Source organism: Pseudomonas rossensis (genome assembly GCF_039888995.1).
Taxonomy (GTDB): Bacteria; Pseudomonadota; Gammaproteobacteria; order Pseudomonadales; family Pseudomonadaceae; genus Aquipseudomonas; species Aquipseudomonas rossensis.
Genome location: NZ_JBBWCB010000019.1, coordinates 12,935 through 39,436 on the forward strand (window position 1 = coordinate 12,935; position 26,502 = coordinate 39,436).

Genomic DNA, 26,502 nt, shown 5'->3' on the forward strand with positions numbered 1-26,502 from the left:
TGATGGAACAGACCAAACGCGTCCTCGTGGTCGAGGACGACCTGCATATCGCCGACCTTATCTGCCTGCATCTACGCGATGAGCAGTTCGAGGTGGTGCACTGCGCCGACGGCGATGAAGGCATGCGCCTGCTGCAGCAAGGAAGCTGGGACGCACTGATCCTCGACCTGATGCTGCCCGGCGTCGACGGCCTGGAAATCTGCCGCCGGGCCCGCGCCATGGCCCGCTACACACCGATCATCATTACCAGTGCGCGCTCCAGCGAAGTGCACCGGATTCTCGGGCTAGAACTCGGCGCCGACGATTACCTGGCCAAACCCTTTTCCATGCTCGAACTGGTGGCCCGGGTCAAAGCGCTGTTGCGACGGGTCGACGCCATGGCTCGCAATCTGAAAATGGACGCCGGCAGCCTGATCTCGGACGGTCTCTCCATCGACCCGATCACTCGCGAGGTGTCCCTTGACGGTCGCCGCCTCGACCTCACGCCACGGGAGTTCGACCTGTTGTATTTCTTCGCCCGTCAGCCCGGCAAAGTGTTCTCGCGCATGGACCTGCTCAACGCCGTCTGGGGCTACAGCCATGAAGGCTACGAGCACACGGTCAACACTCACATCAACCGCCTGCGGGCAAAGATCGAGGCTGATCCGGCACAACCGGCGCGCATCCTCACGGTGTGGGGACGAGGCTACAAATTCGCGGCTAGGGAGGAGCAGCCGTGAGACTGACCCTGACTCATCGCCTGTCGCTGGTGTTCGCCGTGTTGCTGCTGGTGTGCTGCGGCACGTCGGCATGGATGCAGGTGCGGTCCAACAAGATGCATGAGCTGGAAGTGGTGCAAGGGTTGTCGCGGGATCTGGCCCGGCACATCGCCCATGACACCGTGCTGATGGACACCAAAGGCCTGATGCCCGACGCCGTGCGCGACCTGTTCAGCCAACTGATGCTGGTCAATCCCAGTGTCGAGGTCTATCTGCTCGACCCCGAGGGCCGGATTGTCGGCAGTGCTGCGCCCGAGGGTCGGATACGCCGGGAGCGGGTCGATCTGGCGCCGATCCAGCGTCTGCTCAAGGGCGATGCCCTGCCGGTTCTCGGCGACGATCCGCGAAGCGTCGATGGCCGCAAAGTGTTCAGCGCCGCGCCATTGCAGGTCAATGGAAAACCGGTGGGCTATCTCTATGTGGTGCTGCTGAGCGAAGAGCACGACCGCTTCGCCGAACGCGGGGCCACCAGCGCCGCCCTGAATACCGCGCTGTTGTCCATCGGGCTGGCGGCATTGCTGTGCCTGATTGCCGGTCTCACTGCATTTGCGCTGATCACCCGCCCGTTGCGCCGTCTGACCGAAACCGTCAGCCAGTTCGACATTGATGGTGCTCCGGTAACGCCGCCTGCATCCGTCCCGGTGGAAAAAGCCGTCAGCCACGATGAAATTGCCATTCTCGACGCGACCTTCCGGCAGATGCAGGCGCGCCTCGGCGAGCAATGGCGTTCGTTGACCCGCCAGGATCAGGAACGCCGTGAACTGGTGGCAAACATCTCCCACGACCTGCGCACGCCTCTGGCCTCGCTGCACGGTTACCTGGAAACCTTGTCGCTCAAGGACGCCACGTTGTCACCCGCCGACCGCCGCCGTTACCTGGGCATCGCGCTGGATCAAAGCCGCAAGGTCGGTGGTCTGGCGCAATCGCTGCTGGAACTGGTGCGTTTGGAACATGGTTTCGTGCAACCGGTGCTGGAGCGCTTCTCGCTGACCGATCTGGTGCAGGACATTTTCCAGAAGTTCGAACTGACGGCCGAGGCGCGTCAGGTCGAACTCAAGGCCACCTTCGCACCCAATGTTTCGGCGGCCTGCGCCGACCTTGGGTTGATCGAGCGGGTGCTCACCAACCTGTTTGACAACGCCCTGCGCCATACTCCTCAAGGGGGGGAAATCGAGCTCAGCCTGCGCCCTCAAGGACCTTTTATTGAAGTCACCGTCAGCGACACCGGCCCCGGCATCACTGCCGAACTGCGCGAAGGTCTGTTCCTGCGCCCGTTCAACATTGGCGGCGCACGGCGTGACGGCGGACTGGGGTTGCGAATCGTGCACCGGATCCTGCAATTGCACGGCCGCGAAATCCAGCTGATTGATGTTCCCGGCCGCGGCGCGACCTTTCGCTTTTCGTTGGCGGTGGATCAGCAAACGGCCGAGCAGTTGGCGGTGCGGTCGATGAATCTGAATACGCTGGGGAAATAGTCGACTGCCTTGGCCGCAGCAACGGCTAATATCCCGGTACCCATTTCGGCAGGTTTTATCGGCTACTGCTGACACTTCAGGCAAAACGCCCCCCGATAGCCACCGGTTAAAAGCCGCTGTGCCAAAAATGATGACCAGCCGCCTGTTCATCCGTGACAACGCCGCCTCGGTCCAATAGATTAGGCGGCCTGAAAAGGCCCAGAGCTTTCTCGCCTCAACCCAAGTTAAAAGAAGTAGTGAAATTTCAATGTCCGATTCCAATACCGCTGAATCCGTAGTCACCTTGTCGTCCAAAGCGGAATACGAAAACTCCATCAATCTTTCACAGCACGTGCCCCAGGCCAAGACTATCAGCGAGATGGTCCTGGACGCTTTCCAGTCCACCCGGGAAAGCGACCAGATCCGCGAGCTGCGCGCCGCGATTCGCCAGGCTCACGACAGCTTCGACGACGATAAAGCCTACGATTTGATGGGCGAACTCAAGCAGCTCAAGGACGCCGAGGCTGCCGACATCGCAGCCCTGGAAGACTTGAGCAGCAAATTCCCGATCAGCCGGATTCTCTCCAGCTTCAAGGACGACCCGGCATTTCAGGAATTGGTCTACGGCCTCGCACTGAAGGTGCTGAACCAGACCCACCAGGCCATCAGCAACCCGAGCAGTGGCAAGAGCAAGGCTGCTCGCGCCAAGAAAGATGTCGAAGTGTTCACCATCAGCAAAGACGGTATCAGCGTGACGCTGCCGCTGCGCACCCCGCGTTCGCGACTGAACGTTGACCGTGAAGCACTGGAGTTCCTGGGCTTCACCTTCGTCGGCGAAGGCGAAGAAGCGGAGCTGGAAAGCGAGACCTTCCTGGACAATGCCGGGGCCGAACAAGCGGTTAACCGCAAGAACATCATCACCGCGCTTCAGCAGCAAACCGCGTTCGATGGCTACAGCATCGCCGCGCAGTAACACACGCCATCGATGACTGAAAGGCCCGCACTGAGATTCAGTGCGGGCCTTTCTATTGCCTGCTGGTTCATCGTTAGAGCGTTGATGGCCGTATCGCCACGATCATGTCAACTTCAATGGCTGCGTCTTTCGGCAGTTGATAAACGCCGATCGTGGTTCGTGTATGTTTACCGGCATCGCCCAGTACATGACTGAAAACGTCCGATGCACCGTTGGCCACTTCGCTCAAATCGACAAAATCCGCGGTGGACTTTATGTAAACCGTGACGCGCAATAGCGACTTGATCTTGTCCAGCGAACCGATGGAATCAACAATCAATGCCAGACCGCGCAACGCACTGATGCTGGCAGCGCTCTGTGCATCTGCCAGCGTCAGATCCTTGCCTACCCTGCCCGGATACTGAATTTCACCATTCATCCGCGGCACCAGACCGCTGATGTAAAGCTCATCGTGATGCCGCACCAACAGCGCGTAATGCCCGCCGGCCGTATTCTCACCGTAGATGTCGTAACCGAGCTCTTTTGCCAGCGCGATGAATCGTTCATCACAGGTCATGTGTTCAGTCATCTATCCTCCTCGATCAAAAATTGGATCCGTTTTTTTTTGACAGATTAGCCCAAAGATCTCGATTCGGGGGCTGGCCTATGAAAATCAGCTTGGATCAAATTGATGTCCCTTAGATTCGAAAACGATTGAACTGACGAGCGAACACCTGAATGCCCCGCCTTCGAAAGAAGTGCGGGGCTTTTTTGTTCAAGCGCGGGACGTGGAGCAGATCAAAGGCGTGGGAGAGGGCTTGAATAACCGGGGCGCCGCCGTTGATGCGCAATAGTGGTTGGTTAGCGTGATAGGTGCTGGTCCAGCAGATCGTCGACCAATTGTCGGTGGCGATCAGCCAGGGCGGGCCGCCTCACGGGGCCAAACTGCCGCCAATCCGCGAACTTTCCGACTTGATGAACGTGGGCAAGTCCACGGTGGTGGATGCGTTGGACCGCTTGCGGGCCAAGGGTCTGGTGGTTTCACGCCAGGGCTCGGAGCATTACGTGTACCGTTCCAGCACCACGATCAAGACCGATGCCCCAATAAAAAGCCCCGCTCTTCTCTCGAAGGCGGGGCTTTTCAATGCAGCCTCTGAATCTTAAGGCGCGTACGTCAGCAGCAGCTCACTCGGCACTTTAAAGTCCAGCGACATCATCACGCTCAACGCGGTAATGGTGAAGATCGAGAACACGAACAGCTTGCGTGCCCAGACCGTGTCATCCACTGCCTTGTAGCCGGTCCAGGCCATGTACAACCAGTACATGCCCATGGCCGCGGCGACGGCGAGGTAGCTCATGCCGGCGTAGCCGCTGAAGGTCAGCATCAAGGTCGCCACGAGGAACGCCAGGATGTAGAGCAGGATGTGCTTCTTGGCCACTTGAATCCCGCGCTTCACCGGCAACACCGGAATCGATGCAGCCAGGTAATCGTTGAAGCGGAAGATAGCGATGGCGTAGGAATGCGGCATCTGCCACAGGCTGAACATCACCAGCAACGTCAGTGCCGCCATGTCGAAGCTGTTCGTCACAGCGACGTAGCCAATCACCGGCGGCATGGCGCCCGACAGACTGCCCACCAGCGTGCCGTGAACCGACTTGCGCTTGAGGTACAGGCTGTAGAAACCGACGTAGATGACAAAGCCGATCACGGCGAACAACGCGGCCAACGGGTTGGCCACTTTGTACAACAGTGCAACGCCGAAAACACCCAGGACGGTCGCAAAAGCCAGGGCCAGTTTCAGGGAGATCAAGCCCTGGACCAGCGCCCGGTTTTTGGTGCGTTCCATCTTCAGGTCGATGTCGCGGTCGATGCAGTTGTTGAACACGCAACCGGAAGCCACCACCAGCGACGTGCCGATCATGGCGGCCAGGAAAATGGCCAGATCGACATGCCCTTTCGAGGCCAGGAAAAATCCGCCTGCCACAGAAAGCACGTTACCGAAAATGATCCCCGGTTTGGTGATTTGGATAAAGTGCTTAAAGGACATCCGGACTTTCCTCAGTGCGCCATCATGTTGGAGTGGATGCTGAACATGATCCACAGCGACAGGCCAACCAGCAGGACAATCACGATCGCGGCGAAAACAAACGCAATCACGTTGTTACGCTGCGCGGCCGAACGGTCCAGGTGAAGGAAGTACACCAGGTGTACCAGCACCTGGATGACTGCGAAGGCCAGTACGATCCACAGGGTCAGGGCTTTCGGCAGCGACGGGTACATCACCAGGCCGAAAGGAATGACGGTCAGGATCACCGACAGGATGAAGCCGATAGCGTAAGACTTGACGCTGCCGTGGCCGGCGTCGTGGCCATCGTGGGAATGAGCGTTAGCCATTTACATAGTCCCCATCAGATAAACAACGGTGAATACGCAGATCCACACCACGTCCAGGAAGTGCCAGAACAGGCTCAGGCAGCTCAGACGGGTCTTGTTGGTCGCCGTCAGGCCGTTTTTCTGCACCTGATACATCATGATCGCCATCCAGATCAGACCGCTGGTCACGTGCAGACCGTGGGTGCCGACCAGGGTGAAGAACCCGGACAGGAAGCCGCTGCGGCTCGGGCCGAAGCCTTCGGAAATCAGTACGTGAAACTCGTTGATTTCCATGCCGATGAAGCCGGCGCCGAACAGGAAGGTCATGCCCAGCCAGCCCAGGACCTGGTTCTTCTTGCCCTTGAACAACGCCAGCATGGCGAAGCCGTAGGTGATCGAACTGAACAGCAGCAGAGCGGTTTCGCCCAGCACGTAAGGCAGTTCGAAAATGTCGGCGCCCGACGGGCCACCCGCTACGTTGTTAACCAGTACCGCGTACGCCGCGAAGATCGACGCAAACAGAATGCAGTCGGTCATCAGGTAGAGCCAGAAACCGAATACGGTCATCTCGCCCGAGTCGTGGTGATGGTCGTCGTGCCCATGGTCCGTGCCATGGGCGTGTCCAGCAGTGGTCACTAAGTTCGACATGGTTTAAGCCTGTTCCAACGAGGTTTCAACACGGGTGGCGGTGGCTGGAACTTTCCCGGCCGCTACCAGACGCTTGTGCTGCTCGGCTTCGATGCGCTCGATCACGTCGACCGGCACCATGTAGCCTTGATCATCACGTGCAGCGTGGATCACGAAATACACCACGGTGCCGACCAGGCCGACGATGGCCAACCACCAGATGTGCCAGATCATCGCGAAACCGAACACGGTCAACAGAGCACCCATGACCACACCGGTCGCGGTGTTGTTTGGCATGTGGATCGGTTCGTACTTGGCCGGAGCCTTGTACGCGGTACCGTTTTCCTTGGCTTCGGTGAACGGATCGATGGTGTCCGCTTTTGGCAGCACGGCAAAGTTGTAGAACGGTGGTGGCGACGAGGTCGACCATTCCAGCGTGTGGGCATTCCACGGGTCACCGTGTTCGCACATGTTTTCCGGCTTGTTGCGATCACGCACGCTGACGTACAGCTGAATCAGCTGGCAGGCGATACCGACCGCGATCATCACCGCACCGAACATGGCGACGTACAGGTACGGCACCCACTCAGGGTTGGTGGTGGCGTTCAGACGACGGGTCATGCCCATGAAGCCCAGTGCATAGAGCGGCATGAACGCGACGAAGAAGCCCGAGATCCAGAACCAGAACGCTGCCTTGCCCCAACCTTCGTGCAGCTTGAAGCCGAACGCTTTAGGGAAGTAGAAGCTGAAGCCGGCGATGTAGCCGAATACCGCGCCGCCGATGATCACGTTGTGGAAGTGAGCGATCACGAACAGGCTGTTGTGCAGGACGAAGTCCGCACCCGGGATGGCCAGCAGTACGCCGGTCATGCCGCCGATGGCGAAGGTCACCATGAAGCCCAGGGTCCACAGAACCTGGCTGGTGAAACGCAGACGCCCTTGGTAAATGGTGAACAGCCAGTTGAATAGCTTCACCCCCGTCGGGATCGAAATCAGCATCGTCGCCAGACCGAAGAAGGCGTTGACGCTGGCACCCGAACCCATGGTGAAGAAGTGGTGCAGCCAGACCATGAAGCCCAGGATCGAGATCGCGCCGCTGGCGTAGACCATCGAGTGGTGGCCGAACAGACGCTTGCCGGTGAAGGTCGAGATGACTTCGGAGAAGATCCCGAACGCCGGCAGAATCAGGATGTAAACCTCGGGGTGACCCCAGGCCCAGAACAGGTTGACGTACATCATCGGATTGCCACCAAGTTCATTGGTGAAAATGTGGAAATCCATGTAACGGTCAAGCGTCAGCAGTGCCAGGGTAGCGGTCAGGATCGGGAACGAGGCCACGATCAGGACGTTGGCCCAGGTGCAGGTCCAGGTGAAGATCGGCATGTCCATCAGCTTCATGCCCGGGGTACGCATTTTCAGCACGGTGGCCAGGAAGTTGACCCCCGTCAGCGTCGTACCCAACCCGGAAAGCTGTAGCGCCCAGATGTAGTAATCCATCCCCACGCCCGGACTGTATTGCAGGCCCGACAGCGGTGGATAGGCAACCCAGCCGGTCTTGGCGAATTCGCCAACGCCCAGGGACAGGTTGATCAGCACCACGCCAGACACCAGCAGCCAGAAGCTCAGGGAGTTCAGGAACGGATAGGCAACGTCACGCGCACCGATCTGCAGCGGCACTGCAAGGTTCATCAGGCCGGTGAAGAATGGCATCGCCATGAAGATGATCATGATCACACCGTGAGCGGTGAAGATCTGGTCATAGTGTTCAGGCGGCAGGTAGCCAGGCGAACCCTCGGTGGCCATGGCCAACTGGGTACGCATCATGATGGCGTCGGCAAAACCGCGCAGCAGCATGACCATGGCAACGATGATGTACATCACGCCGATTTTCTTGTGGTCGACCGAGGTCAGCCACTCGGACCACAGGTAGGTCCACTTCTTGAAATAGGTGATTGCAGCGAACAGCGCCAGACCACCGAGCGCGATCATGGCGATGGTTATCATCACGATCGGTTCGTGGAACGGGACCGCTTCCCAACTTAATTTACCAAACATCGTTTACTCCTCTGCCCCGGCAGCTGAATGCGAACTCATGTCCATCCCTTCCATATGGGCCACTTCTTTCTCTTTCTTCTCGTGGTGCATCGGCTTGCCCGGTTTCATCCCTTCGTACTTATCGACGATGATCTGGAACAGGTTCGGCGTGACCGAGGAGTAGAGCTCGACTGGGTTGTTCTGGCTTGGCTTGGAAAGGGCTTCGTATTCAGCTTTTTCAAGCTGTTTAGGTGCCTTTTTGACTTCGCTGACCCAGGCGTCGAAATCTTCCTGAGAGGTGGCGATAGCTTTGAACTTCATACCGGTGAAACCAGCGCCGCTGTAGTTGGCGGAGATACCGTCCATTTCAGCGTTCTGGTTGGCGATCAGGTGCAGTTTGGTCTGCATGCCGGCCATCGCGTAGATCTGGCCGCCCAGCGCCGGGATGAAGAACGAGTTCATCACGGAGTCCGAAGTCACCTTGAAGTTGATCGGCGTGTGCGCCGGGAACACGATCTTGTTGACGGTGGCGATGCCTTGTTCCGGGTAGATGAACATCCACTTCCAGTCCAGCGCGACCACTTCAATGGTGATCGGCTTGACGTCGGACTCCAGCGGCTTGTAAGTATCCAACGCGTGGGTCGACTTGTAGGTGACATAACCCAGAGCAATGATGATCAGCACTGGAACAGCCCACACCGCGATTTCAATCTTGGTGGAGTGCGACCATTTTGGCGTGTAGACGGCGTCGGTGTTGGACGCGCGGTATTTCCAGGCGAACAGGAAGGTCATGACGATGACCGGAACCACGACCAACAGCATCAGCAGCGTTGCGGTGATGATCAGGTTTCGCTCGTCCAGGCCGACCTGGCCCTTGGGATCGAGCAAGGTCATGTTGCAGCCTGACAGCAACAACGTGCCGATCAGCGGCAATAAGCCTAGTAGTCTGGGGTACCTGTTTTTACTCATCTCACGACCTCTAAAGCAGCTTGCGCAATGCAGTTGGGTTTTGATCGCCAACACTTCACCCTGCCAAGGGTTGGCATTTTTCTTGGATTGAATAAGTGGCTGCCCGTCGCGCGTCAGACGCTGTTCGACAAATCCTGGGCTAGCGTTGAGTTCTTATTCGAATTCGTGGGCAAAGGCCTTGTTACAGACCAATTCCATTTGGTGCGGATAATTGGAAGGCACCGACACCTGGGAGTCGCATGAAGCCAACGGGCCTCTCGACGCCCTATTGCTGCTCATGCACCTGAGTAAGGGTGAGCAGTGTCGGGAATTCAGTGCGGGCGATTGTAGATATGTAACGTTCTATAAACCATGTCTCATCCCGAAATAATTTTTATCCATTCCAGCAACAATCATTAACGGTATTTGCAAAAGTGCGCCATGGTATCGAAATTAATTCTCAACAAAAACACCAAAAATTGTAGGTCTACCTCAGGCAGTTCAGACAGTATCGAAGGCTCTGCACCCTCCTTCGACCCTGCCAAAGCCCCCATGTGACAAGGGCTTCGGCAATTCGCCAGGGCCTGTTAAAACTGCATGTTCCGGATTTTTGAGACTGAAGTTGCCGGACGCTAAAACACGCCAGTTTTGTTGCGTAGCCATGTACCAATTCGGCGCCTTGAAATGCCTTGCGACACTCCTGCTGTGACAACATGTCGCACACGTGCCGCCCCCATACTTGTCGCGCATCAAGGTCATTTTACCTGTGCCCTGAAATGCAAAACGCCCCGGCCACCTCAACGAGGGCCGGGGCGTTTTTTGTGTGGCAGCGATGCGGCGGATGACTTCAGCGCAGGGCTTTGCGATTACGCGACGTGAGCAGCGGCACCAGTACCACGATCAGCACAAAAGCTAGCAGCGCCCATTGTGCAAGCGACAGACCGAGGATCGGCGGGTACGGCGTGGAGCAGAAGCCGTCGACCTGGAAGCCCAGCGGGAAGATCTTCGCCAGTGGCAAACCGTCGACAATCGGTTGCAGCACGTCGATGCCGCAGCTGACCGCCGGATAGAACTGGGTATAGACGTGATGCCCGGCCACCCCGACGCCTGCAATGGCGCAGATCACCACCAGGGTTTCAAATACCGTGATGCTGCGGCGGGTGCGCATGACCGCGCCGATGAACGCGAAGAGCGCGATCAGCAGCAACGCATAACGTTGCAGGATGCACAGCGGGCATGGCGCCTCGCCCAGAACAATTTGCATATACAGCGCGCCACCGATCAGCGCCAGGCAGATGATACCCAGCAACACCAGATAGCGCCGTTCACGGCCCAACCGCATCGTTTCATCGCTCATTGCGTTTCCCTTCTAAATATCGATTGCCCAGAAGTCTACACGCTGGCCCTGACCTTTGAGAGTCCGGCGCGCACAGCGGGGTATCGGGGAATAGACGACGAGCCGGTTAAGAAGGGATTAACTTTGAAGCATTTTTCAAAAATCGGAACCGCGCGGGGGCTTTCAAAAGAAAGCCCCCTCCAGCATTTGATCAATCGCCGTAGATATCAGACTTGAAGTACTTCTCTGAAATCTTCTGGTACTCGCCACTGGCGCGAATGCCGTCGATGGCTGTGTTCAGCTCGGAGACCAACTCAGTGTTGCCCTTGCGCACCGCAACCCCGGCGCCCTCGCCCACGTATTTCGGATCCTTGAGCTCCGGCCCGACAAACGCATAGCCTTTGCCACGGGGCATCGTCAGGAAGTCATTCAGTGGAATGGTGTCGGCAAAAATGGCATCGAGGCGACCGGCTGCCAGATCCATGTAGATCTCTTCGTTGTTGCCGTAACGCTTGACGTTGATACCCTTCGGTTCAAAAACCTCGGTGGCGTAACGGTCGGTGGTGGTTGCGCGCTGCACGCCGACAGTCTTGCCCTTGAGGCTGGCGTACTGGTCATCCACGACCGCGCCGTCCTTCATCACCAGACGTGATGAGGTGAAGTAATACTTGTGGGTGAAATCCACGGACTTCTTACGGTCTTCGTTGATGGTCATGGACGACAGCGCCATGTCGATTTTCTTCACTTTAAGGGAAGGAATCAGACCGTCGAACTCACCTTCGACCCAAACGCACTTGACCTTCATCTGCGCGCACAGGGCATTGCCGATGTCGTAGTCGAACCCGACAATCTCACCTTTATCGGTTTTGGACGCGAACGGTGGATAAGCCGCTTCGATGCCGATGCGCAGGGTTTTATCGGCGGCGAACAGGCTGCTGCACGCCAACAGGCTCAGAGCCAGACCGGTGATGAGGGGGAATTTCTTCATGTTCGTTCTCTCGCGGGTTGTTGTTGGTTTGGCAAGACAGAAGAAAGAGCAGAAACGGGGGAAGTGCTTTTTTGTACTTGTAATTCCATACTGGACTTTTATGTATAGGTCGTCAATCAGGGCGATCGAGGATGTGCGGGCCGGTGGTCGGGCGGTGGGTCTTTGGGATTTTTGGTGTTGCTGATGACCTCTTCGCGGGCAAGCCACGCTCCCACAGGTTTTTGTGTTGTTCACGTAATGTGTTCCCGACACAAAAACCTGTGGGAGCGTGGCTTGCCCGCGAAGGCGTACTTGCAGACACCGCAGGAACTACTGCTTCCAGCGATCCGCCGCCGCATGATCGCTGTCACGCCCTTCAACCCAACGCGACCCGTCAGGGGTGTTTTCTTTCTTCCAGAACGGTGCGCGGGTTTTCAGGTAGTCCATGACAAAGGCACAGGCATCGAACGCGGCCTGGCGGTGGGCGCTGGCGGCGCCGACGAAGACGATCGGTTCACCTGGTTCCAGGGCGCCGATGCGATGCAGCACTTCAAGCTTGAGCAGCGGCCAGCGCTGCTCGGCCTCTGTGGCGATCTTGGCGAGGGCTTTTTCGGTCATGCCCGGGTAGTGCTCAAGGAACATCCCGGCGACGTCGAGTCCGTCATTGAAGTCGCGAACATAGCCGACAAAACTCACCACCGCACCGACGCCCACATTGGCTGCATGCATGGCGTTGACTTCAGCACCCGGATCGAACGCCGTGGATTGCACGCGAATCGCCATGGCTCAGCCTCCGGTCACGGTCGGGAAAAATGCCACTTCATCGCCATCGCTCACCGGCTCATCGAGCTGGCACAGGTCTTCGTTGCGGGCGCACATCAGGTTCTGTTCACTCAGCACATCGGCACCGTCGCGGCGGGCCAGCAGCGCACGCACATCGTCGACCGTGGCGAAATCACCTTCAACCTTCACCGAGTCCACGCCGAGCGCCTCACGGTAACGGGCAAAAAACTTCACGGTGACGTTCATGGTTGATCCGCCTGGAAATGGCCGCTCTTGCCGCCGAGCTTCTCCAGCAGCCGCACGCTTTCGATAGTCATGCCGCGATCCACGGCTTTGCACATGTCGTAGATAGTCAGCGCCGCGACGCTGGCGGCGGTCAGGGCTTCCATCTCCACGCCGGTTTGTCCGGACAACTTGCAGCGCGCCACGATGCGCACGGTGTCGTCGCCTTCGGCACTGAGCTCGACCTTGACGCCGGTGAGCAGCAGCGGATGGCACAGAGGGATCAGATCGCTGGTTTTCTTCGCGGCCTGAATGCCGGCGATACGCGCCACCGCGAACACATCACCCTTGGGGTGACCGCCGCTGACGATCATCTGCAGGGTTTCGGGCAGCATGCGTACGAGGGCTTGGGCCGTTGCTTCACGGAACGTCACGGCTTTTTCAGTGACGTCGACCATATTGGCGCGACCTTGGGAATCGAGATGAGTCAGCACAGGGATACTCCTGATCAGGAGCACCGATTGTAAACCTGCGGGTCAAAATTCCGCACGTTTGATTATCGGGTCACCACAGGGTTATGTGTTGGGCATAAAAAAACCGGGCGACCTGTGAGGCCGCCCGGTTTTGATGAGGGTTACAAATGCGATTCGGCGTATTCGGCCAGAATCGAACGTGGCACCCCTTGCAGGGTGATGTGCACACCGTTGGGGAAATCCTTGAAGCGTTCTGTCAGGTACGTCAGCCCGGAACTGGTCGCGGACAGGTAAGGGGTGTCGATCTGCGCCAGGTTACCCAGGCACACCACTTTGGAACCGGCGCCGGCACGGGTGATGATGGTTTTCATCTGGTGCGGCGTGAGGTTCTGGCATTCATCGATCAGGATCAGACTCTGCTGGAAGCTGCGACCTCGAATGTAGTTGAGGGATTTGAACTGCAACGGCACTTTGCTGAGGATGTAATCGACACTGCCATGGGTGTTTTCGTCATCCATGTGCAAGGCTTCGAGGTTGTCGGTGATGGCGCCCAGCCAAGGCTCCATTTTTTCCGCTTCAGTGCCGGGCAGGAAACCGATCTCCTGGTCCAGACCCTGCACGCTACGGGTCGCGATGATCCGGCGATAGCGTTTGCTGACCATGGTCTGCTCGATCGCCGCCGCCAGTGCGAGGATGGTTTTACCGGAACCTGCTGCCCCGGTCAGGTTGACCAGGTGGATATCCGGGTCGAGCAAGGCGTACAGCGCCAGGCTTTGATAGATGTCACGCGGTTTCAGGCCCCAGGCTTCCTGGTGCAACAGGGGTTCCTGATGCAGGTCGAGAATCAGCAGCTTGTCTTCCTCGATCTCCTTGATCCAGCCGACAAAACCCTGTTCGTCGATGATGAACTCGTTGATGTGCACCGCCGGCAGGTTGTCGATCAACTGCACCTGGTGCCAGGTGCGGCCATGATCCTGACGGGTGTCGACATTCCTCACACGGTCCCAGAAGGAGCCGGTCATGTTGTGATAACCGTTGGGCAGCAGCGACACGTCGTCAACCAGTTGGTCGGTGCTGTAGTCCTCGGCCGCAATCCCGCAAGCCCGGGCCTTGAGGCGCATGTTGATGTCTTTGGTGACCAGCACCACGGGCAGTTTTGGTTCGCGCGCGTGCAGGTCGATCAACTGGTTGATGATGATGTTGTCGTTCAGGTGCTCGGGCAGAATGATGTTCGGTTCGGCACGTTTGCTCATCAAAATTGACAGCAAACCCTTGGGCCCACTCTTGCCGCGCTGGATCGGCACACCGAGTTCGACATCTTCGGGGCTGGCATCGCCCAAGGTCTTGTCAATCAGGCGAATCGCCTGACGGCATTCTGCAGCCACACTGTGATGCCCGCTCTTGAGCTTGTCGAGCTCCTCAAGCACGGTCATCGGGATGGCGACGTGGTGTTCTTCGAAGTTAAGCAGGGCGTTTGGATCGTGAATCAATACGTTGGTATCGAGTACATAAAGGATTGGCTGGTTGGAGGAAGAACTACGTCCGTGATCATCCATACTCGGTCACCTTTGTGGGAGCCAGTCGACGCAATACCGTGACAGTGCTGCGCCTCGAAGTGGCCACCGAATTCACCTGCGAGGATTCAAGTGAACTGCACACAAATTGGGGTCTTGGAAGACGCCACCTGTCTGCAGGTTTCGGCGGTCTGTCTTCGTAATACTCCAAAACCTGTGACAGAAAAAAGTACTTTGACGTTTTTTTGAAGTTTATTTTTCAGAGTGACCAATAGCACTAGGCGGATTGCCATCACCCCGTTAAAGTCGGAAGTCCGCCTGCACCGAATTCTCGCCAAAAATCGCCCACCGCCCAATGTTTACGGCCTTTCGCCATTTTCAGCGAAACGCGTCCTGACAGTCTTCCCAGCCGATTCCGCTTTGCGCCGTTTGCGTGATGAGCCAGGGCATCGCCGTTTTCAGCGCATCCTGCTTCACGTTGAAGTTGATCACCCCGTGGCGCCACAACAACATCAGGCTCAACACCCGTTGCGCGCTCTGATTGGCTTTTAGCTTGCCGGCACCATCCTGGGCATCGATATCCCACAGCGCCACCTGCAAGCCCTGGGATTTGAAGAATCCTTCAGCGTCAGACCGACGCTGACCATCGGGCGGCCGAAACAATGGCACGTAGTTCTCGGGCAGTTTGCTTTTGACCAGTTCGACGCTGCGTCGCACCGAGTCCTGCCAGTCCTGCCAGTGGCTGTGGGAGCGAAATTCCCAGCCTTGCGCGCCAATGCACTGCTTCGAGTACGTCGCTTGCAGGCTGGCTACCGAACGATCGGCCAGACGGGCCTGGATGTCCTTGCCGAGGACGAAGAACGTGCCACTCATGTTCGACTTGCGCAGGTATTCCGTGGCCCAGGCGGTGTTATCCGGCGCGGTATTGGCGGCACTGTCGAAGGTCAGCAAAAACAGCCGGTCATGCATCTGATCGCCGTTGCGCTCATAGTCGCCAAAACGATCGACTTCGCTGCTGGTTTGCGGAAACAGCGCTGCCTTGCGCAATTGCTCGTCCAGGTACTGGGCGTGGAACAGTCGGCTCGGCTCGGCCCACTTTATGTAGTAGCTCTCATCGCTGACCTGAAACTTGGCGGCTTGCTGGCGCAGGGTGTCCATGTCCTCGACCAGGAAACAGAAGGAGGCATCCTGATCGCAGCTCTGCTGGGCGTAGTTGTAGTTGGTCAGCAGTCGCTGCCACATGCGCTGGCGCAGGTAGTTGATCGATTCCAGATTGACCGTGCGCAACCCCAGGCGCTGGGCAAGGCTCACTTCATCCAGGGATTCGCTGGCCAACAGGACGTGAGCGAACATGAGTATCTCGGCCCGTGACGCCACATCAAACAGGGTCGGGCTGTTGAGCTGTTCAGGCCAGGTGCTGCGATCCAGCGTCGCCACATCGCCTGGCGCCGCCATGGCACCGAAGCTCAACAGCCAGGCCGAGAATAGAAAAACGATACGCAATGGGATGTCTCCATAACAAAACCCGCGCGGCACTATATCGCGGGAAGATCAAAAGATCGCAGCCTCGCTTCGCTCGACAGCTCCTACAGATGTACGCACACCGTAGGAGCTGTCGAGCGAAGCGAGGCTGCGATCTTGTTCCATGACACCACCGATCACCTATGACGCTCATAGCTGGAGTCAACACGGACAACCCCCTAGAATCGCCCCCACGATTAAAGGAGACGACTTCATGCTGATGGTGATTTCCCCCGCCAAGACCCTCGATTACGAAACACCGCCGGCGACCCAGCGCTTCACCCAGCCACAATACCTCGACCATTCCCAGGAGCTGATCCTGCAATTGCGCGAGCTGGCCCCTGCGCAGATTAGCGAGTTGATGCACGTCTCCGACAAGATCGGCGGGCTCAACGCCGCGCGTTTCGGCAGTTGGACGCCCGCGTTCACTCCGGAAAATGCCAAGCAGGCACTGCTCGCCTTCAAGGGCGACGTCTACACCGGGTTGAATGCTCAAACTTTCAGCGAGGCCGATTTCGATTACGCCCAGCAGCACTTGCGCATGTTGTCCGGCCTCTACGGCTTGCTGCGCCCGCTGGACCTGATGCAGCCGTATCGACTGGAGATGGGCACCAAACTGGCGAATGCCCGTGGCAAGGACTTGTATGCCTTCTGGGGCACACGGATCAGCGAATGGCTCAACGAAGCCCTGGCCGATCAAGGCGATGACGTGCTGCTGAACCTGGCCTCCAACGAGTACTTCTCGGCGGTCAAACGCAACGCCCTGAACGCGCGCATCATCAATACCGAATTCAAGGACCTGAAGAACGGCCAGTACAAAATCATCAGCTTCTACGCAAAAAAGGCCCGCGGCATGATGAGTCGCTTCGTTATAGAAGAACGCATCAATGACCCGGCAGCCCTCAAGCAGTTCGATGTACAAGGCTATCGCTACAGCGCCGAGCAGTCTAAACCGGACAATCTGGTGTTCCTGCGCGATCACGCGCCGGAGTAAGCACCCAATCGGTGCGCGCCCCATTAACGGGTCGTGCGCCGACGTCCGATCGCCCAACAATTCCCCGCTCAATTCGCCACCTTACTGGCGTCAGAAAACAATCATTCGCTTTTCTAACTTTAGTTTCACTCGACATTGATAATTTTTTTCAGTAGTGGCACTTAATTTTTTTATCGGTAGTGGCACATAACTATCTAACCCGATAATAACCCTATGTATCAAGGGTCAAACAGCCGTTGCTATCAATATGAGAGCAGTGCCATCTTTTCCAATATTTCAAAAAATTTCAGCATTCGCGATGGGCTGACTGGAACTATGTCCAAATGCGTAGCTCATACCACCGGTAACCATTCTCTCGGCGCCTGTACGAGATAACTTACGCAGAGAAGAGATTCACGTAGCAAAGTTGTCACATTAACTTTTGCGAACGTGCCCCTGATTTGGGCAACACATGAAGGACAGGAGATAATCATCAAAATATCCCCTGCAAGGAAGGCTGAGCCCCTATAAACGTGCTCACCTGAGCACCCAACCGCTTGATTTACGGGCTTCCGCCTGGCATTGAGCGCGCAAGACCTTTGCACGAATGTCTTCTGATTAGAAGATCTGCTGCATAACAGGGCACGCCATAACAATAAAAGCCTAGTTGCGCACCTTTTGAGTGAACTTATTTAGACACTCGGAACTTATATGCCTGCACGCGGCATTGTGACGCCTTTAAGGCGCACTTCCGAGTGCACTACGACCGCTGAACACCATTAACTCCGGCCATGTAATGGCTTGATAAACACAGAGGTAATTGCGATGCGCATCAGCATATTTGGTTTGGGTTACGTCGGCGCAGTATGTGCCGGTTGCCTGTCTGCACGGGGCCATGACGTCGTTGGCGTCGATGTTGCCAAAGACAAAATCGATATGATCAACGCCGGTAAATCGCCGATCGTTGAACCGGGTCTGGGCGAGCTTCTGCAGAAGGGTATCGAGACGGGCAAATTGCGCGGCACGACCAACTTCGCCGAGGCGATTCGCGACACCGACCTGTCGATGATTTGCGTCGGCACGCCGAGCAAGAAGAACGGCGACCTGGAGTTGAACTACATCGAAGCTGTGTGCCGCGAGATCGGTTTTGTCCTGCGTGACAAGACCACCCGTCACACCATCGTGGTTCGCAGCACCGTACTGCCAGGCACTGTGGCAAACGTGGTGATCCCGATCCTCGAAGACTGCTCCGGCAAGAAAGCCGGTGTCGACTTCGGCGTTGCAGTGAACCCTGAGTTCCTGCGTGAAAGCACCGCGATCGCCGATTACGACCTGCCGCCAATGACCGTCATCGGCGAGTTCGACAAGGCGTCGGGCGACGTTCTGCAATCGCTGTACGAAGAACTCGACGCTCCGATCATCCGCAAGGACATCGCCGTGGCCGAGATGATCAAGTACACCTGCAACGTGTGGCACGCCACCAAGGTGACCTTCGCCAACGAGATCGGCAACATCGCCAAGGCCGTCGGCGTCGATGGCCGCGAAGTGATGGAAGTGGTCTGCCAGGACAAGACGCTGAACCTGTCCCAGTACTACATGCGCCCTGGTTTCGCGTTCGGCGGTTCCTGCCTGCCGAAGGACGTTCGCGCCCTGACCTACCGCGCCGGTTCCCTGGACGTGGAAGCACCACTGCTGAACTCACTGATGCGCAGTAACGAGTCCCAGGTGCAGAACGCCTTCGACATCGTCTCCAGCCACGGCAAACGCAAAATCGCCCTGCTGGGTCTGAGCTTCAAGGCCGGTACTGACGACCTGCGCGAAAGCCCGCTGGTTGATCTGGCGGAAATGCTGATCGGCAAGGGCTACGACCTGAGCATCTACGACACCAACGTCGAATACGCCCGTGTCCACGGTGCGAACAAGGATTACATCGAGTCGAAGATCCCTCACGTCTCGTCCTTGCTCAACGCCGATTTCGACGACGTGATCAACAACTCCGACGTGATCATCCTTGGCAACCGTGACGAGAAATTCCGCGCCCTGGCGCAGAACGCTCCACACGGCAAGCAAGTGATCGACCTGGTCGGTTTCATGTCCCAAGCCACCAGCGTGAGTGGCCGGACTGAAGGCATCTGCTGGTAATGCGGTCGTAGGAGCTGTCGAGTGAAACGAGGCTGCGATCTTTCCAGGTCCACTTGAGTTTCAAGCGAAAGATCAAAAGATCGCAGGCTTCGCCAGCTCCTAAAGGATTTCTGGCGTCATCCAGACCGGATGTCGCCAGTTTTCGTAAGCCTGCCTTAACCCCATCGGGCCACCCCACAGGCTCGCCCGAGATAGAGACGGATGCAGATTATGCACAGGCTAAAGCACGGCCTACTTCAGGTCGCCGGTTGGCTGTTTTACTTAAGTATTTTGATGGGCATCGCCATGGCGTTGCCTGCGTCCACGTTCGACTCCGAGTCGAAGGACTTCATCCTCCTGATCGGTATCGTCGGTATCTGGCGCTACTCGATGGGTGCTACGCACTTTCTGCGCGGCATGCTGTTTCTGTACGTCGTCTACCCGCACCTGCGGCGCAAAGTGCGCAAGCTGGGTAAAGCGGCAGACCCGTCCCATGTGTTTCTGATGGTCACCAGTTTTCGTATCGACGCGCTGACCACCGCCCAGGTTTACGCCTCGGTGATTCGCGAAGCGATCGACTGCGGCCTGCCGACCACCATGGTCTGCTCCATCGTGGAAATGTCCGATGAGAAGCTGGTGAAAAGCCTTTGGGCCCGGATGAACCCACCGGCTCGCGTCAAGCTCGACTTCGTGCGCATTCCCGGCACCGGCAAGCGCGATGGCCTGGCCTACGGTTTCCGCGCCATCTCCCGCCACCTGCCGGACGACCGCGCAGTGGTTGCAGTGATCGATGGCGACACAGTGCTCGCCGAAGGCGTCGTGCTCAAGACCGTGCCGTGGTTCCAGCTGTTCGGCAATGTCGGCGGCCTGACCACCAACGAGTTCTGCGAAGTGCGCGGCGGCTACATCATGAGCGAGTGGCACAAACTGCGATTCGCCCAGCGCCACATCAACATGTGCTCGATGGCCCTGTCCAAGCGCGTGCTGACCATGACCGGGCGGATGTCGGTATTCCGCGCCACTGTGGTGACCAACCCGGACTTCATCGCCGACGTGGAAAGCGACTCGCTGCAACACTGGCGCCTGGGTCGCTTCAAGTTCCTCACCGGTGATGACAAGTCGAGCTGGTTCAGCTTGATGCGGCTGGGCTACGACACGTTCTACGTGCCGGACGCCGCCATTCACACCGTGGAACACCCGCCGGAAAAAAGCTTCATCAAGGCCAGTCGCAAACTGATGTTCCGCTGGTACGGCAACAACCTGCGGCAGAACTCCCGCGCCTTGGGCCTGGGGATGAAACGTCTCGGTCTGTTCACCTCAGTGGTGCTGTTCGACCAGCGTGTGTCGATGTGGACGTCGCTGCTGGGCCTGACCGTCGCGATCATCGCCACCATCAAGTACGGCGCCGCGTTCATCCTGGTTTACCTGCTGTGGATCGGCATTACTCGTCTGATCCTGACCGTGCTTCTGTCTTTGTCCGGTCACACGATCGGCCCGGCCTACCCGGCGATTCTCTATTACAACCAGATCGTCGGCGCGCTGGTGAAGATCTACGTGTTCTTCCGCCTCGACCAACAGTCCTGGACTCGCCAGCCCACTTCCCTGACCCGTGATCTCGCCAGCTTTCAAGGTTGGTTCAACACTTGGTCGTCTCGGACCATGACCTTCTCCGCCGGCAGCATCTTTGTTGCTGTGCTGCTGATGATGGTCTGACCGAACTCGCCTGAATTAACTAGGAAATCGTCCATATGAATACCGCCGTCAACGCCAACGTAGTGCATGAATCAGAAGCCCAGCGCCAGCACGCCCGGGTAAAAATCCCGGCCAAGCTGCGTTTCTACGGTCCTGACCGGACCCCGGTGGAAGCTCGGGTCCTCGACCTCTCCGCTGGCGGCCTGGCCTTCAACGCCGGTCAGCTGCCACTGAAGATCGGCGACAAGTACAAGGCCCGCCTGCAGTTCGTCATCGATAACCTCGGCCTGGCCATGGACGTCGAGCTACTGGTCCGCTCCCACGAGCGCGAAACCGGCCGTACCGGTTGCGAGTTCCAGAACCTCGAACCTCAGGACATTTCCACCCTGCGCCACCTGATCACCTCGCACCTGGCCGGCGACATCGTCAGCATGGGTGAAGTGCTGGCAACCCTGCAGCGCGACAACTTCACCAAGGCGCGCAAGGTCAAGGATGGCGGCCACGGCATGACCGCGTTCGGTCGTCTGCGTGCAGTGACCTTCAGCTTCGCGATTTTCCTCGTCGGTCTGACGGCATTCGGCTTCATTTTCAAGTCGGTGTACGGCATGTACTTCGTCAGCCACGCCCAGGCCGGTCTGGTCAGCGTGGCGGGCATGAACATCACCATGCCGCGCGACGGCACTGTGCAGAGCCTGGTGAAAACCGACGGCGTTGCGGCCAAGGGCGCCCCGTTGGCGACGTTCAGCACCAGCATGCTCGACGTACTCAAGGGCCATCTGGACGATAACCAACTGCAACCGGCCAAGGTTGAAGAGCTGTTCGGCAAACAAATGACCGGCACCCTGACGTCGCCGTGCGATTGCACCGTGGCGCAGCAAATGGTCGCCAACGGCCAGTACGCCAACAAGGGCGACGTGATCTTCCAACTGGTGCCGCGTAACAGTGAAGCCAACGTTGAAGCGCGCTTCTCCTATCGCCAGTTCGGCGATGTGCTTCCAGGCAGCACCGTCAGCTTCCAGATCGCCGGCGAAGACAAAACCCGCAGCGGCACGATCGTCAGCAGCACCAGCCTGAAAAGCGCCGACCTGTCGTCCGACATCCGCGTGCTGATCAAGCCTGACGAGCCGCTGGACAGCAAATTCGCCGGTCGTCCGGTTGAAGTGAACAGCACCCGTGGTCCGAACCTGAACTGGCTGATCGATAAAGCCATGGCCGCCGGTCGTTAAAAACAAGAGGACATGCCCGTGACTAGCCCACTCAGAATCCTGCCAGTCCCGCTGACTCTGGCCATGGCAATTGCCTTGGCCGGATGCGCCGGCCTGCCCGACCAGCGTCTGGCCAACGAAGCCCTCAAGCGCGGTGATACCACGCTGGCGGCGCAGAATTACCAGCAATTGGCAGACCTGGGCTACAGCGAAGCACAGGTTGGCCTGGCCGATATCCAGGTCGACAGCCGTGACCCGGCGCAGATCAAGAAAGCTGAGGCGACTTATCGCGCCGCGGCCAGCGTTTCGCCGCGGGCTCAGGCTCGCCTGGGTCGTCTGCTGGTGGCCAAACCCGGCTCCACCGAAGCCGAACAGCACGAAGCCGAAGGCCTGTTGAAGAAAGCCACTGCCGCAGGCGAAGGCAACACCCTGATCCCGCTGGCCATGCTGTACCTGCAATACCCGCACAGTTTCCCGAACGTCAACGCGCAACAGCAGATCAGCCAATGGCGCGCCGAAGGCAAGCCGGAAGCGGGCCTGGCCCAAGTGCTGCTCTATCGCACCCAGGGCACTTACGACCAGCATCTGGACGAAGTGGAAACGATCTGCAAAGCCGCGTTGAACACCACCGACATCTGCTACGTCGAACTGGCCACGGTCTATCAGAAAAAAGCCCAGCCAGAGAAACAGGCCGAGCTGATCAAGCAAATGCAAGCCGCTCAGGCTCGCGGCGCGGTTTCCGCCCAACGGGTGGACAGCGTGGCCCGCGTACTGGGCGATGCATCCCTGGGCACGACCGACGAGAAAACCGCCCAGTCGTTGCTCGAAGGCATCGCACCCGGCTACCCCGCTTCCTGGGTCAGCCTGGCGCAACTGCTCTACGACTTCCCGGAACTGGGTGACGTAGACATGATGATGAAGTACCTGGACAACGGCCGCGCCGCCGACCAGCCGCGCGCCGAACTGTTGCTGGGCAAGCTCTACTACGAAGGCAAAATGGTGCCGGCCGACGCGAAGGTCGCCGAAGAACACTTCAAGAAAGCCGCCGGCAGAGAAGTGGCCGCCGATTACTACCTCGGCCAGATCTACCGTCGCGGTTACCTGGGCAAGGTCTATTCGCAGAAAGCGCTGGATCACCTGCTCAAGGCTGCGCGTAACGGCCAGAACAGCGCCGACTTCGCCATTGCCCAACTGTTCTCCCAAGGCAAGGGCACCCGGCCCGACCCGCTTAACGCTTATGTCTTCAGCCAATTGGCCAAGGCCCAGAACACCCCGCAAGCCACCGAGCTTGCGCAAACACTCGAAGCCCAACTGCCGCCTGCCCAGCTCGCCGAGGCCCAACGCCTGTTGAAACAAGAACAGGCCGTTCGTGGTGCCTTGAGCCAGAACACGCTGGAACTGCATGCCCTGGAAGAAGAAGACGGCGAGGAATCCCTATGAAGTTGAATCCATTTGTTAAGGCCGGTATTGGCCTGTCTTTCGCCCTCTTGTGGTCGTGCCCGACCCTGGCGGCCCTGACTGAAAGCAAGAACTACGGCCTTGACGTGAAAGTCACCGCCCAGTCCGAAGACGATACTGACCTCGGTACGGCGAGCGGCGGCGACGTTAATGGCGTCGGCCTCGACCTGCGTCCATGGATCTACGGCGAGAGCGGCGCGTGGAGCGGCTACGCCATGGGTCAGGCCGTGACGTCCACCGACATCATCGAGACGGACACGCTGCAACAGTCCGACAGCGACGGCACCCAGGCCACCGACAACGGTGATCGCAAGAGCAAGAAAAACTACCTGGCGATGCGTGAGTTCTGGGTCGGCTACAGCGGCCTTACGCCCTACCCCGGCGAGATTCTCAAGCTCGGTCGCCAGCGTCTGCGCAATGACGATGGCCAATGGCGCGACACCAACATCGAGGCCCTGAACTGGACCTTCGACACCACCCTGTTGCGCGCCAACGCCGGTGTTGCCGAGCGCTTCAGCGAGTACCGCACCGATCTCACAGAACTCGCGCCCAAGGACAAGGATCGCCTGCACGCTTACGCCGATGCGGCGTACCAGTGGAACCCGGGCAACTGGGTCGGCATTCGTGGTCATCACACCCACGATGACGGCAAGCTCGATTACCCGACGCCGGGCGTTGCCGCCGATTCTCTGGACAAGAAAGAGAACGGCGACATCAGCTGGATCGGCCTCACCGCCGACAGCGATGCCTACAACTGGCGCAACACCAACACCGTCAATTACTGGGGCAGCGTCACCGGCATGAGTGGCGACCGCGACACGGTCAACCCGCTGACCGCCGAGGGCACCGCTCCGGCACAAGCCAAAACCAGCGGCAATGTTGATGGCTGGGCCACTGACCTGGGCGTGCGTCTGCGTCTGGATCCGCAATGGCAAGTCGGTGCAGCCTATGCCCGCGCCAGCGCCGATTACGAACAGAACGGCCTGCAAAGCAACCGCTCGAACTACACCGGTACTCGCTCGCGGGTTCACCGTTTCGGCGAGGCTTTCCGTGGCGAAACGAACAACATGCAGAGCGCTACCTTGTTCGGCTCGTGGATGCTCAACGACGAATACGACGCCAGTGTGATCTACCACAAATTCTGGCGCGTCGACGGCAACAAGCCGGTCGGCAGCAACGGCATCAACGCCGTCCAGAATGACACCGACGATGTGACCGGCGCGATTCTTTCCAGCACGTCCCTGCCGCTGGAAGATGGCAACAAAGACCTCGGCCAGGAAATGGACGTGGTCGTCACCAAGTACTTCAAGCAAGGCCTGCTGCCCGCCTCCTTGAGCCAGTCGATCGATGAGCCTTCGGCCCTGGTGCGGTTGCGTGGCGGTGTGTTCAAGCCCGGCGATGCGTATGGCAAAGGCGTCGACTCGTACATGCACCGCGCGTTTGTCGACGTGATCTGGCGCTTCTGATGCGAACCGCTAAGGGAGTTCCTGACATGAACAGTCCGAAGAGAGGCTCGATAACCTTGCTGGCCGGCGCGATGTTGCTGGCCAGCACGGCAGTCTTCGCCGCAGTGGAGCCGGCCTCGCCCGTTCAAAAAGGGCAACCGGCGACCATTGCAAAAGGCTTGCAACAGGCCAGGACCTACACCGTCAGCAGCGCACCGACCGCGCCGCTGGAGCTGGCCAAGCCGAAACTGCCGGACACCTCCGGCTACACCGCCGAAGCCATCGCCGCGAAAATCGTGCGCACCATGCCCGGCAAAATCAGCGTGCGCCGGATGATGCAGGAAAATGCCCTGAAGGACTTCATCGGCGGCGATAACAAGATGGCTGAATGGGTGGTGCGTCAGCACGGCATCCCGCAGGCCATCTTCATTGATGACGGCTATATGAACCTCAAGGATCTGGCCAAGAAAGTGCCCAAGCAGTACTTCAGCGAAACCTCGCCGGGCGTGTTCCTGGCGAAGTTGCCGATCGTGGTGGGTAACAAGGGCATTCTGGAAATCGACAAGCAGACCCAGGAACTGCGCCTGTCTCAGGAGGCCGGTTCGTTCCTGGTCAACGACGGTCAGCTGTTCGTGCGTGATACCAAAATCACCGGTTGGAGTGAGAAGGCAAACGGTCCGGCGATGTTCAAGTCGGCGAAGGAATTCCGTCCGTTCATGTTGTCCTGGGGTGGCACCGAGACTTACATCGCCAACAGCAAGATCGCCAGTTTCGGTTATGCCAACAGTAAGTCCTACGGCGTGAGTATTTCCCAGTACACGCCGAACATGGCCAAGGTGCTCAAGCGTCCTGACCCAAGCGGCTGGATCATCGATTCCGAGTTCTCGGATATGTGGTACGGCTTCTACTGCTACGAAACCCGTGACTTTGTGGTCAAGGGCAACACCTACAAAGACAACATCGTCTACGGCATCGACCCGCATGACCGTTCCCACGGTCTGATCATCGCGGACAACACCGTTTACGGGACCAAGAAGAAGCACGGGATCATTATTTCCCGTGAGGTCAACGACAGCTTCATCTTCAACAACCGCAGCTACGACAACAAGTTGTCGGGCCTGGTGATCGACCGTAACAGCGTTAACAACCTGATCGCCTACAACGAGATTTACAAGAACCACACCGACGGCATCACCCTCTACGAGAGTGGCGACAACCTGCTGTGGGGCAACAAGGTGATCAGCAACCGTCGTCACGGCATCCGGATTCGTAACAGCGTGAACATCCGCCTCTACGAAAACCTGTCCATGGCCAACGGGCTGACCGGTGTCTACGGCCACATCAAGGACCTGAGCGACACCGACCGTGACATCAAGCTCGACCCGTTCGACGCCCAGGTGTCGCTGATCATCGTCGGTGGCGAACTGGCCGGCAACGGCAGCGGCCCGCTGTCCATCGACTCGCCACTAAGCGTCGAGTTGTATCGCGTGTCCATGCTCGCGCCGACCAAATCCAGCGGCATCAGCTTCAACGGAATTCTTGGCGAGCGCCAGGATGAAATTCTCGACCTGCTGGTGCGCCAGCAGAAAGCCGTGCTGATCGACCCTGTCGAACGCCAGACCGAAATGCGGGACTGAGGATAATT

At 58.2% G+C, this 26,502-nt stretch carries 24 protein-coding genes and 1 pseudogene; 11 read left to right on the forward strand and 14 right to left on the reverse strand.

What is annotated here, in order from left to right; all coding sequences use genetic code 11:
• The first annotated feature begins 2 nt into the window (after nt 1-2).
• The 3 genes from WLY71_RS07865 (at nt 3) to WLY71_RS07875 (ending at nt 3,185) form a co-directional block, all read left to right on the forward strand.
• A complete protein-coding gene (locus tag WLY71_RS07865; protein ID WP_347803115.1) occupies nt 3-719 on the forward strand; it encodes a response regulator transcription factor in 717 nt (238 codons plus the stop codon).
• A complete protein-coding gene (locus tag WLY71_RS07870) occupies nt 716-2,233 on the forward strand; it encodes a sensor histidine kinase (protein WP_347803116.1) in 1,518 nt (505 codons plus the stop codon). The genes WLY71_RS07865 and WLY71_RS07870 overlap by 4 nt, the downstream gene beginning before the upstream one ends.
• A gap of 247 nt (nt 2,234-2,480) precedes the next feature.
• Complete coding sequence (locus tag WLY71_RS07875; RefSeq protein WP_129438257.1) at nt 2,481-3,185, forward strand: hypothetical protein; 705 nt, start codon at nt 2,481-2,483, stop codon at nt 3,183-3,185.
• A 73-nt stretch (nt 3,186-3,258) separates the two neighbouring features.
• Here WLY71_RS07875 and WLY71_RS07880 read toward each other — a convergent pair whose 3' ends face one another.
• Both WLY71_RS07880 and WLY71_RS07885 read right to left on the reverse strand, forming a co-directional pair.
• Nucleotides 3,259-3,753, reverse strand: coding sequence for a RidA family protein (locus tag WLY71_RS07880; RefSeq protein ID WP_347803117.1), 495 nt, complete (start codon nt 3,751-3,753; stop codon nt 3,259-3,261).
• Nucleotides 3,754-3,862: 109 nt separating this feature from the next.
• Nucleotides 3,863-4,081 carry a DUF3077 domain-containing protein gene (locus WLY71_RS07885; protein ID WP_347803150.1) on the reverse strand — a complete coding sequence of 73 codons (219 nt, stop codon included), beginning with the start codon at nt 4,079-4,081 and terminating at the stop codon, nt 3,863-3,865.
• Here WLY71_RS07885 and WLY71_RS07890 point away from each other — a divergent pair.
• Nucleotides 4,038-4,259: pseudogene (locus WLY71_RS07890) on the forward strand (GntR family transcriptional regulator); the annotation flags it as partial. The gene WLY71_RS07885 and the pseudogene WLY71_RS07890 sit on opposite strands and share 44 nt — an antisense overlap.
• Before the next feature lie 65 nt (nt 4,260-4,324).
• Here WLY71_RS07890 and cyoE read toward each other — a convergent pair.
• From cyoE to WLY71_RS07950, 12 genes are all read right to left on the reverse strand, one after another.
• A complete protein-coding gene (cyoE, locus tag WLY71_RS07895; protein WP_095132943.1) occupies nt 4,325-5,212 on the reverse strand; it encodes a heme o synthase in 888 nt (295 codons plus the stop codon).
• 11 nt (nt 5,213-5,223) lie between these two features.
• On the reverse strand, nt 5,224-5,559 hold the full coding sequence (gene cyoD / locus WLY71_RS07900) for a cytochrome o ubiquinol oxidase subunit IV (protein WP_347803118.1): 336 nt from the start codon (nt 5,557-5,559) through the stop codon (nt 5,224-5,226).
• The gene (locus WLY71_RS07905; RefSeq protein WP_347803119.1) at nt 5,560-6,186 is read right to left on the reverse strand and encodes a cytochrome o ubiquinol oxidase subunit III; all 627 of its coding nucleotides are present in this window, start codon (nt 6,184-6,186) and stop codon (nt 5,560-5,562) included.
• Nucleotides 6,187-6,189: 3 nt separating this feature from the next.
• On the reverse strand, nt 6,190-8,220 hold the full coding sequence (cyoB, locus tag WLY71_RS07910; protein WP_095132947.1) for a cytochrome o ubiquinol oxidase subunit I: 2,031 nt from the start codon (nt 8,218-8,220) through the stop codon (nt 6,190-6,192).
• Nucleotides 8,221-8,223: 3 nt separating this feature from the next.
• Nucleotides 8,224-9,168: a ubiquinol oxidase subunit II gene (gene cyoA, locus WLY71_RS07915; protein ID WP_347803120.1), complete on the reverse strand. Its 945-nt coding sequence runs from the start codon at nt 9,166-9,168 to the stop codon at nt 8,224-8,226.
• 826 nt (nt 9,169-9,994) lie between these two features.
• The gene (locus tag WLY71_RS07920; RefSeq protein ID WP_347803121.1) at nt 9,995-10,504 is read right to left on the reverse strand and encodes a disulfide bond formation protein B; all 510 of its coding nucleotides are present in this window, start codon (nt 10,502-10,504) and stop codon (nt 9,995-9,997) included.
• Between the two features lie 190 nt (nt 10,505-10,694).
• A complete protein-coding gene (locus tag WLY71_RS07925) occupies nt 10,695-11,471 on the reverse strand; it encodes an ABC transporter substrate-binding protein (RefSeq protein ID WP_347803122.1) in 777 nt (258 codons plus the stop codon).
• Nucleotides 11,472-11,780: 309 nt separating this feature from the next.
• Nucleotides 11,781-12,233 (reverse strand): molybdopterin synthase catalytic subunit MoaE, encoded by a 453-nt coding sequence (gene moaE, locus WLY71_RS07930; protein ID WP_046045949.1) that lies wholly within the window; start codon nt 12,231-12,233, stop codon nt 11,781-11,783.
• 3 nt (nt 12,234-12,236) lie between these two features.
• Nucleotides 12,237-12,479 (reverse strand): molybdopterin converting factor subunit 1, encoded by a 243-nt coding sequence (moaD, locus tag WLY71_RS07935; protein WP_347803123.1) that lies wholly within the window; start codon nt 12,477-12,479, stop codon nt 12,237-12,239.
• Entirely contained in the window at nt 12,476-12,949 is a 474-nt protein-coding gene (gene moaC / locus WLY71_RS07940) for a cyclic pyranopterin monophosphate synthase MoaC (RefSeq protein WP_033061025.1), read from the reverse strand. Before moaC ends, moaD begins: the two co-directional genes overlap by 4 nt.
• Nucleotides 12,950-13,089: 140 nt before the next feature.
• Nucleotides 13,090-14,484 carry a PhoH family protein gene (locus tag WLY71_RS07945; protein WP_129438280.1) on the reverse strand — a complete coding sequence of 465 codons (1,395 nt, stop codon included), beginning with the start codon at nt 14,482-14,484 and terminating at the stop codon, nt 13,090-13,092.
• 336 nt (nt 14,485-14,820) lie between these two features.
• Nucleotides 14,821-15,945, reverse strand: a complete 1,125-nt coding sequence (locus WLY71_RS07950) for a polysaccharide deacetylase family protein (RefSeq protein WP_347803124.1) — start codon at nt 15,943-15,945, stop codon at nt 14,821-14,823.
• A gap of 232 nt (nt 15,946-16,177) precedes the next feature.
• Between WLY71_RS07950 and yaaA the strand changes: the two genes are divergently transcribed.
• The 7 genes from yaaA (at nt 16,178) to algG (ending at nt 26,494) form a co-directional block, all read left to right on the forward strand.
• Complete coding sequence (yaaA, locus tag WLY71_RS07955) at nt 16,178-16,957, forward strand: peroxide stress protein YaaA (protein ID WP_347803125.1); 780 nt, start codon at nt 16,178-16,180, stop codon at nt 16,955-16,957.
• 804 nt (nt 16,958-17,761) lie between these two features.
• The gene (locus WLY71_RS07960; protein WP_347803126.1) at nt 17,762-19,078 is read left to right on the forward strand and encodes a nucleotide sugar dehydrogenase; all 1,317 of its coding nucleotides are present in this window, start codon (nt 17,762-17,764) and stop codon (nt 19,076-19,078) included.
• A 210-nt stretch (nt 19,079-19,288) separates the two neighbouring features.
• Nucleotides 19,289-20,770, forward strand: a complete 1,482-nt coding sequence (gene alg8 / locus WLY71_RS07965) for a mannuronan synthase (protein ID WP_403139969.1) — start codon at nt 19,289-19,291, stop codon at nt 20,768-20,770.
• Nucleotides 20,771-20,805: 35 nt separating this feature from the next.
• Nucleotides 20,806-21,975 (forward strand): PilZ domain-containing protein, encoded by a 1,170-nt coding sequence (locus WLY71_RS07970; RefSeq protein WP_347803127.1) that lies wholly within the window; start codon nt 20,806-20,808, stop codon nt 21,973-21,975.
• A 12-nt stretch (nt 21,976-21,987) separates the two neighbouring features.
• Complete coding sequence (gene algK / locus WLY71_RS07975; RefSeq protein WP_347803128.1) at nt 21,988-23,394, forward strand: alginate biosynthesis TPR repeat lipoprotein AlgK; 1,407 nt, start codon at nt 21,988-21,990, stop codon at nt 23,392-23,394.
• Entirely contained in the window at nt 23,391-24,878 is a 1,488-nt protein-coding gene (locus WLY71_RS07980) for an alginate export family protein (RefSeq protein WP_347803129.1), read from the forward strand. The genes algK and WLY71_RS07980 overlap by 4 nt, the downstream gene beginning before the upstream one ends.
• A 26-nt stretch (nt 24,879-24,904) precedes the next feature.
• Entirely contained in the window at nt 24,905-26,494 is a 1,590-nt protein-coding gene (gene algG / locus WLY71_RS07985) for a mannuronan 5-epimerase AlgG (RefSeq protein ID WP_347803130.1), read from the forward strand.
• Nucleotides 26,495-26,502 lie beyond the last annotated feature (8 nt).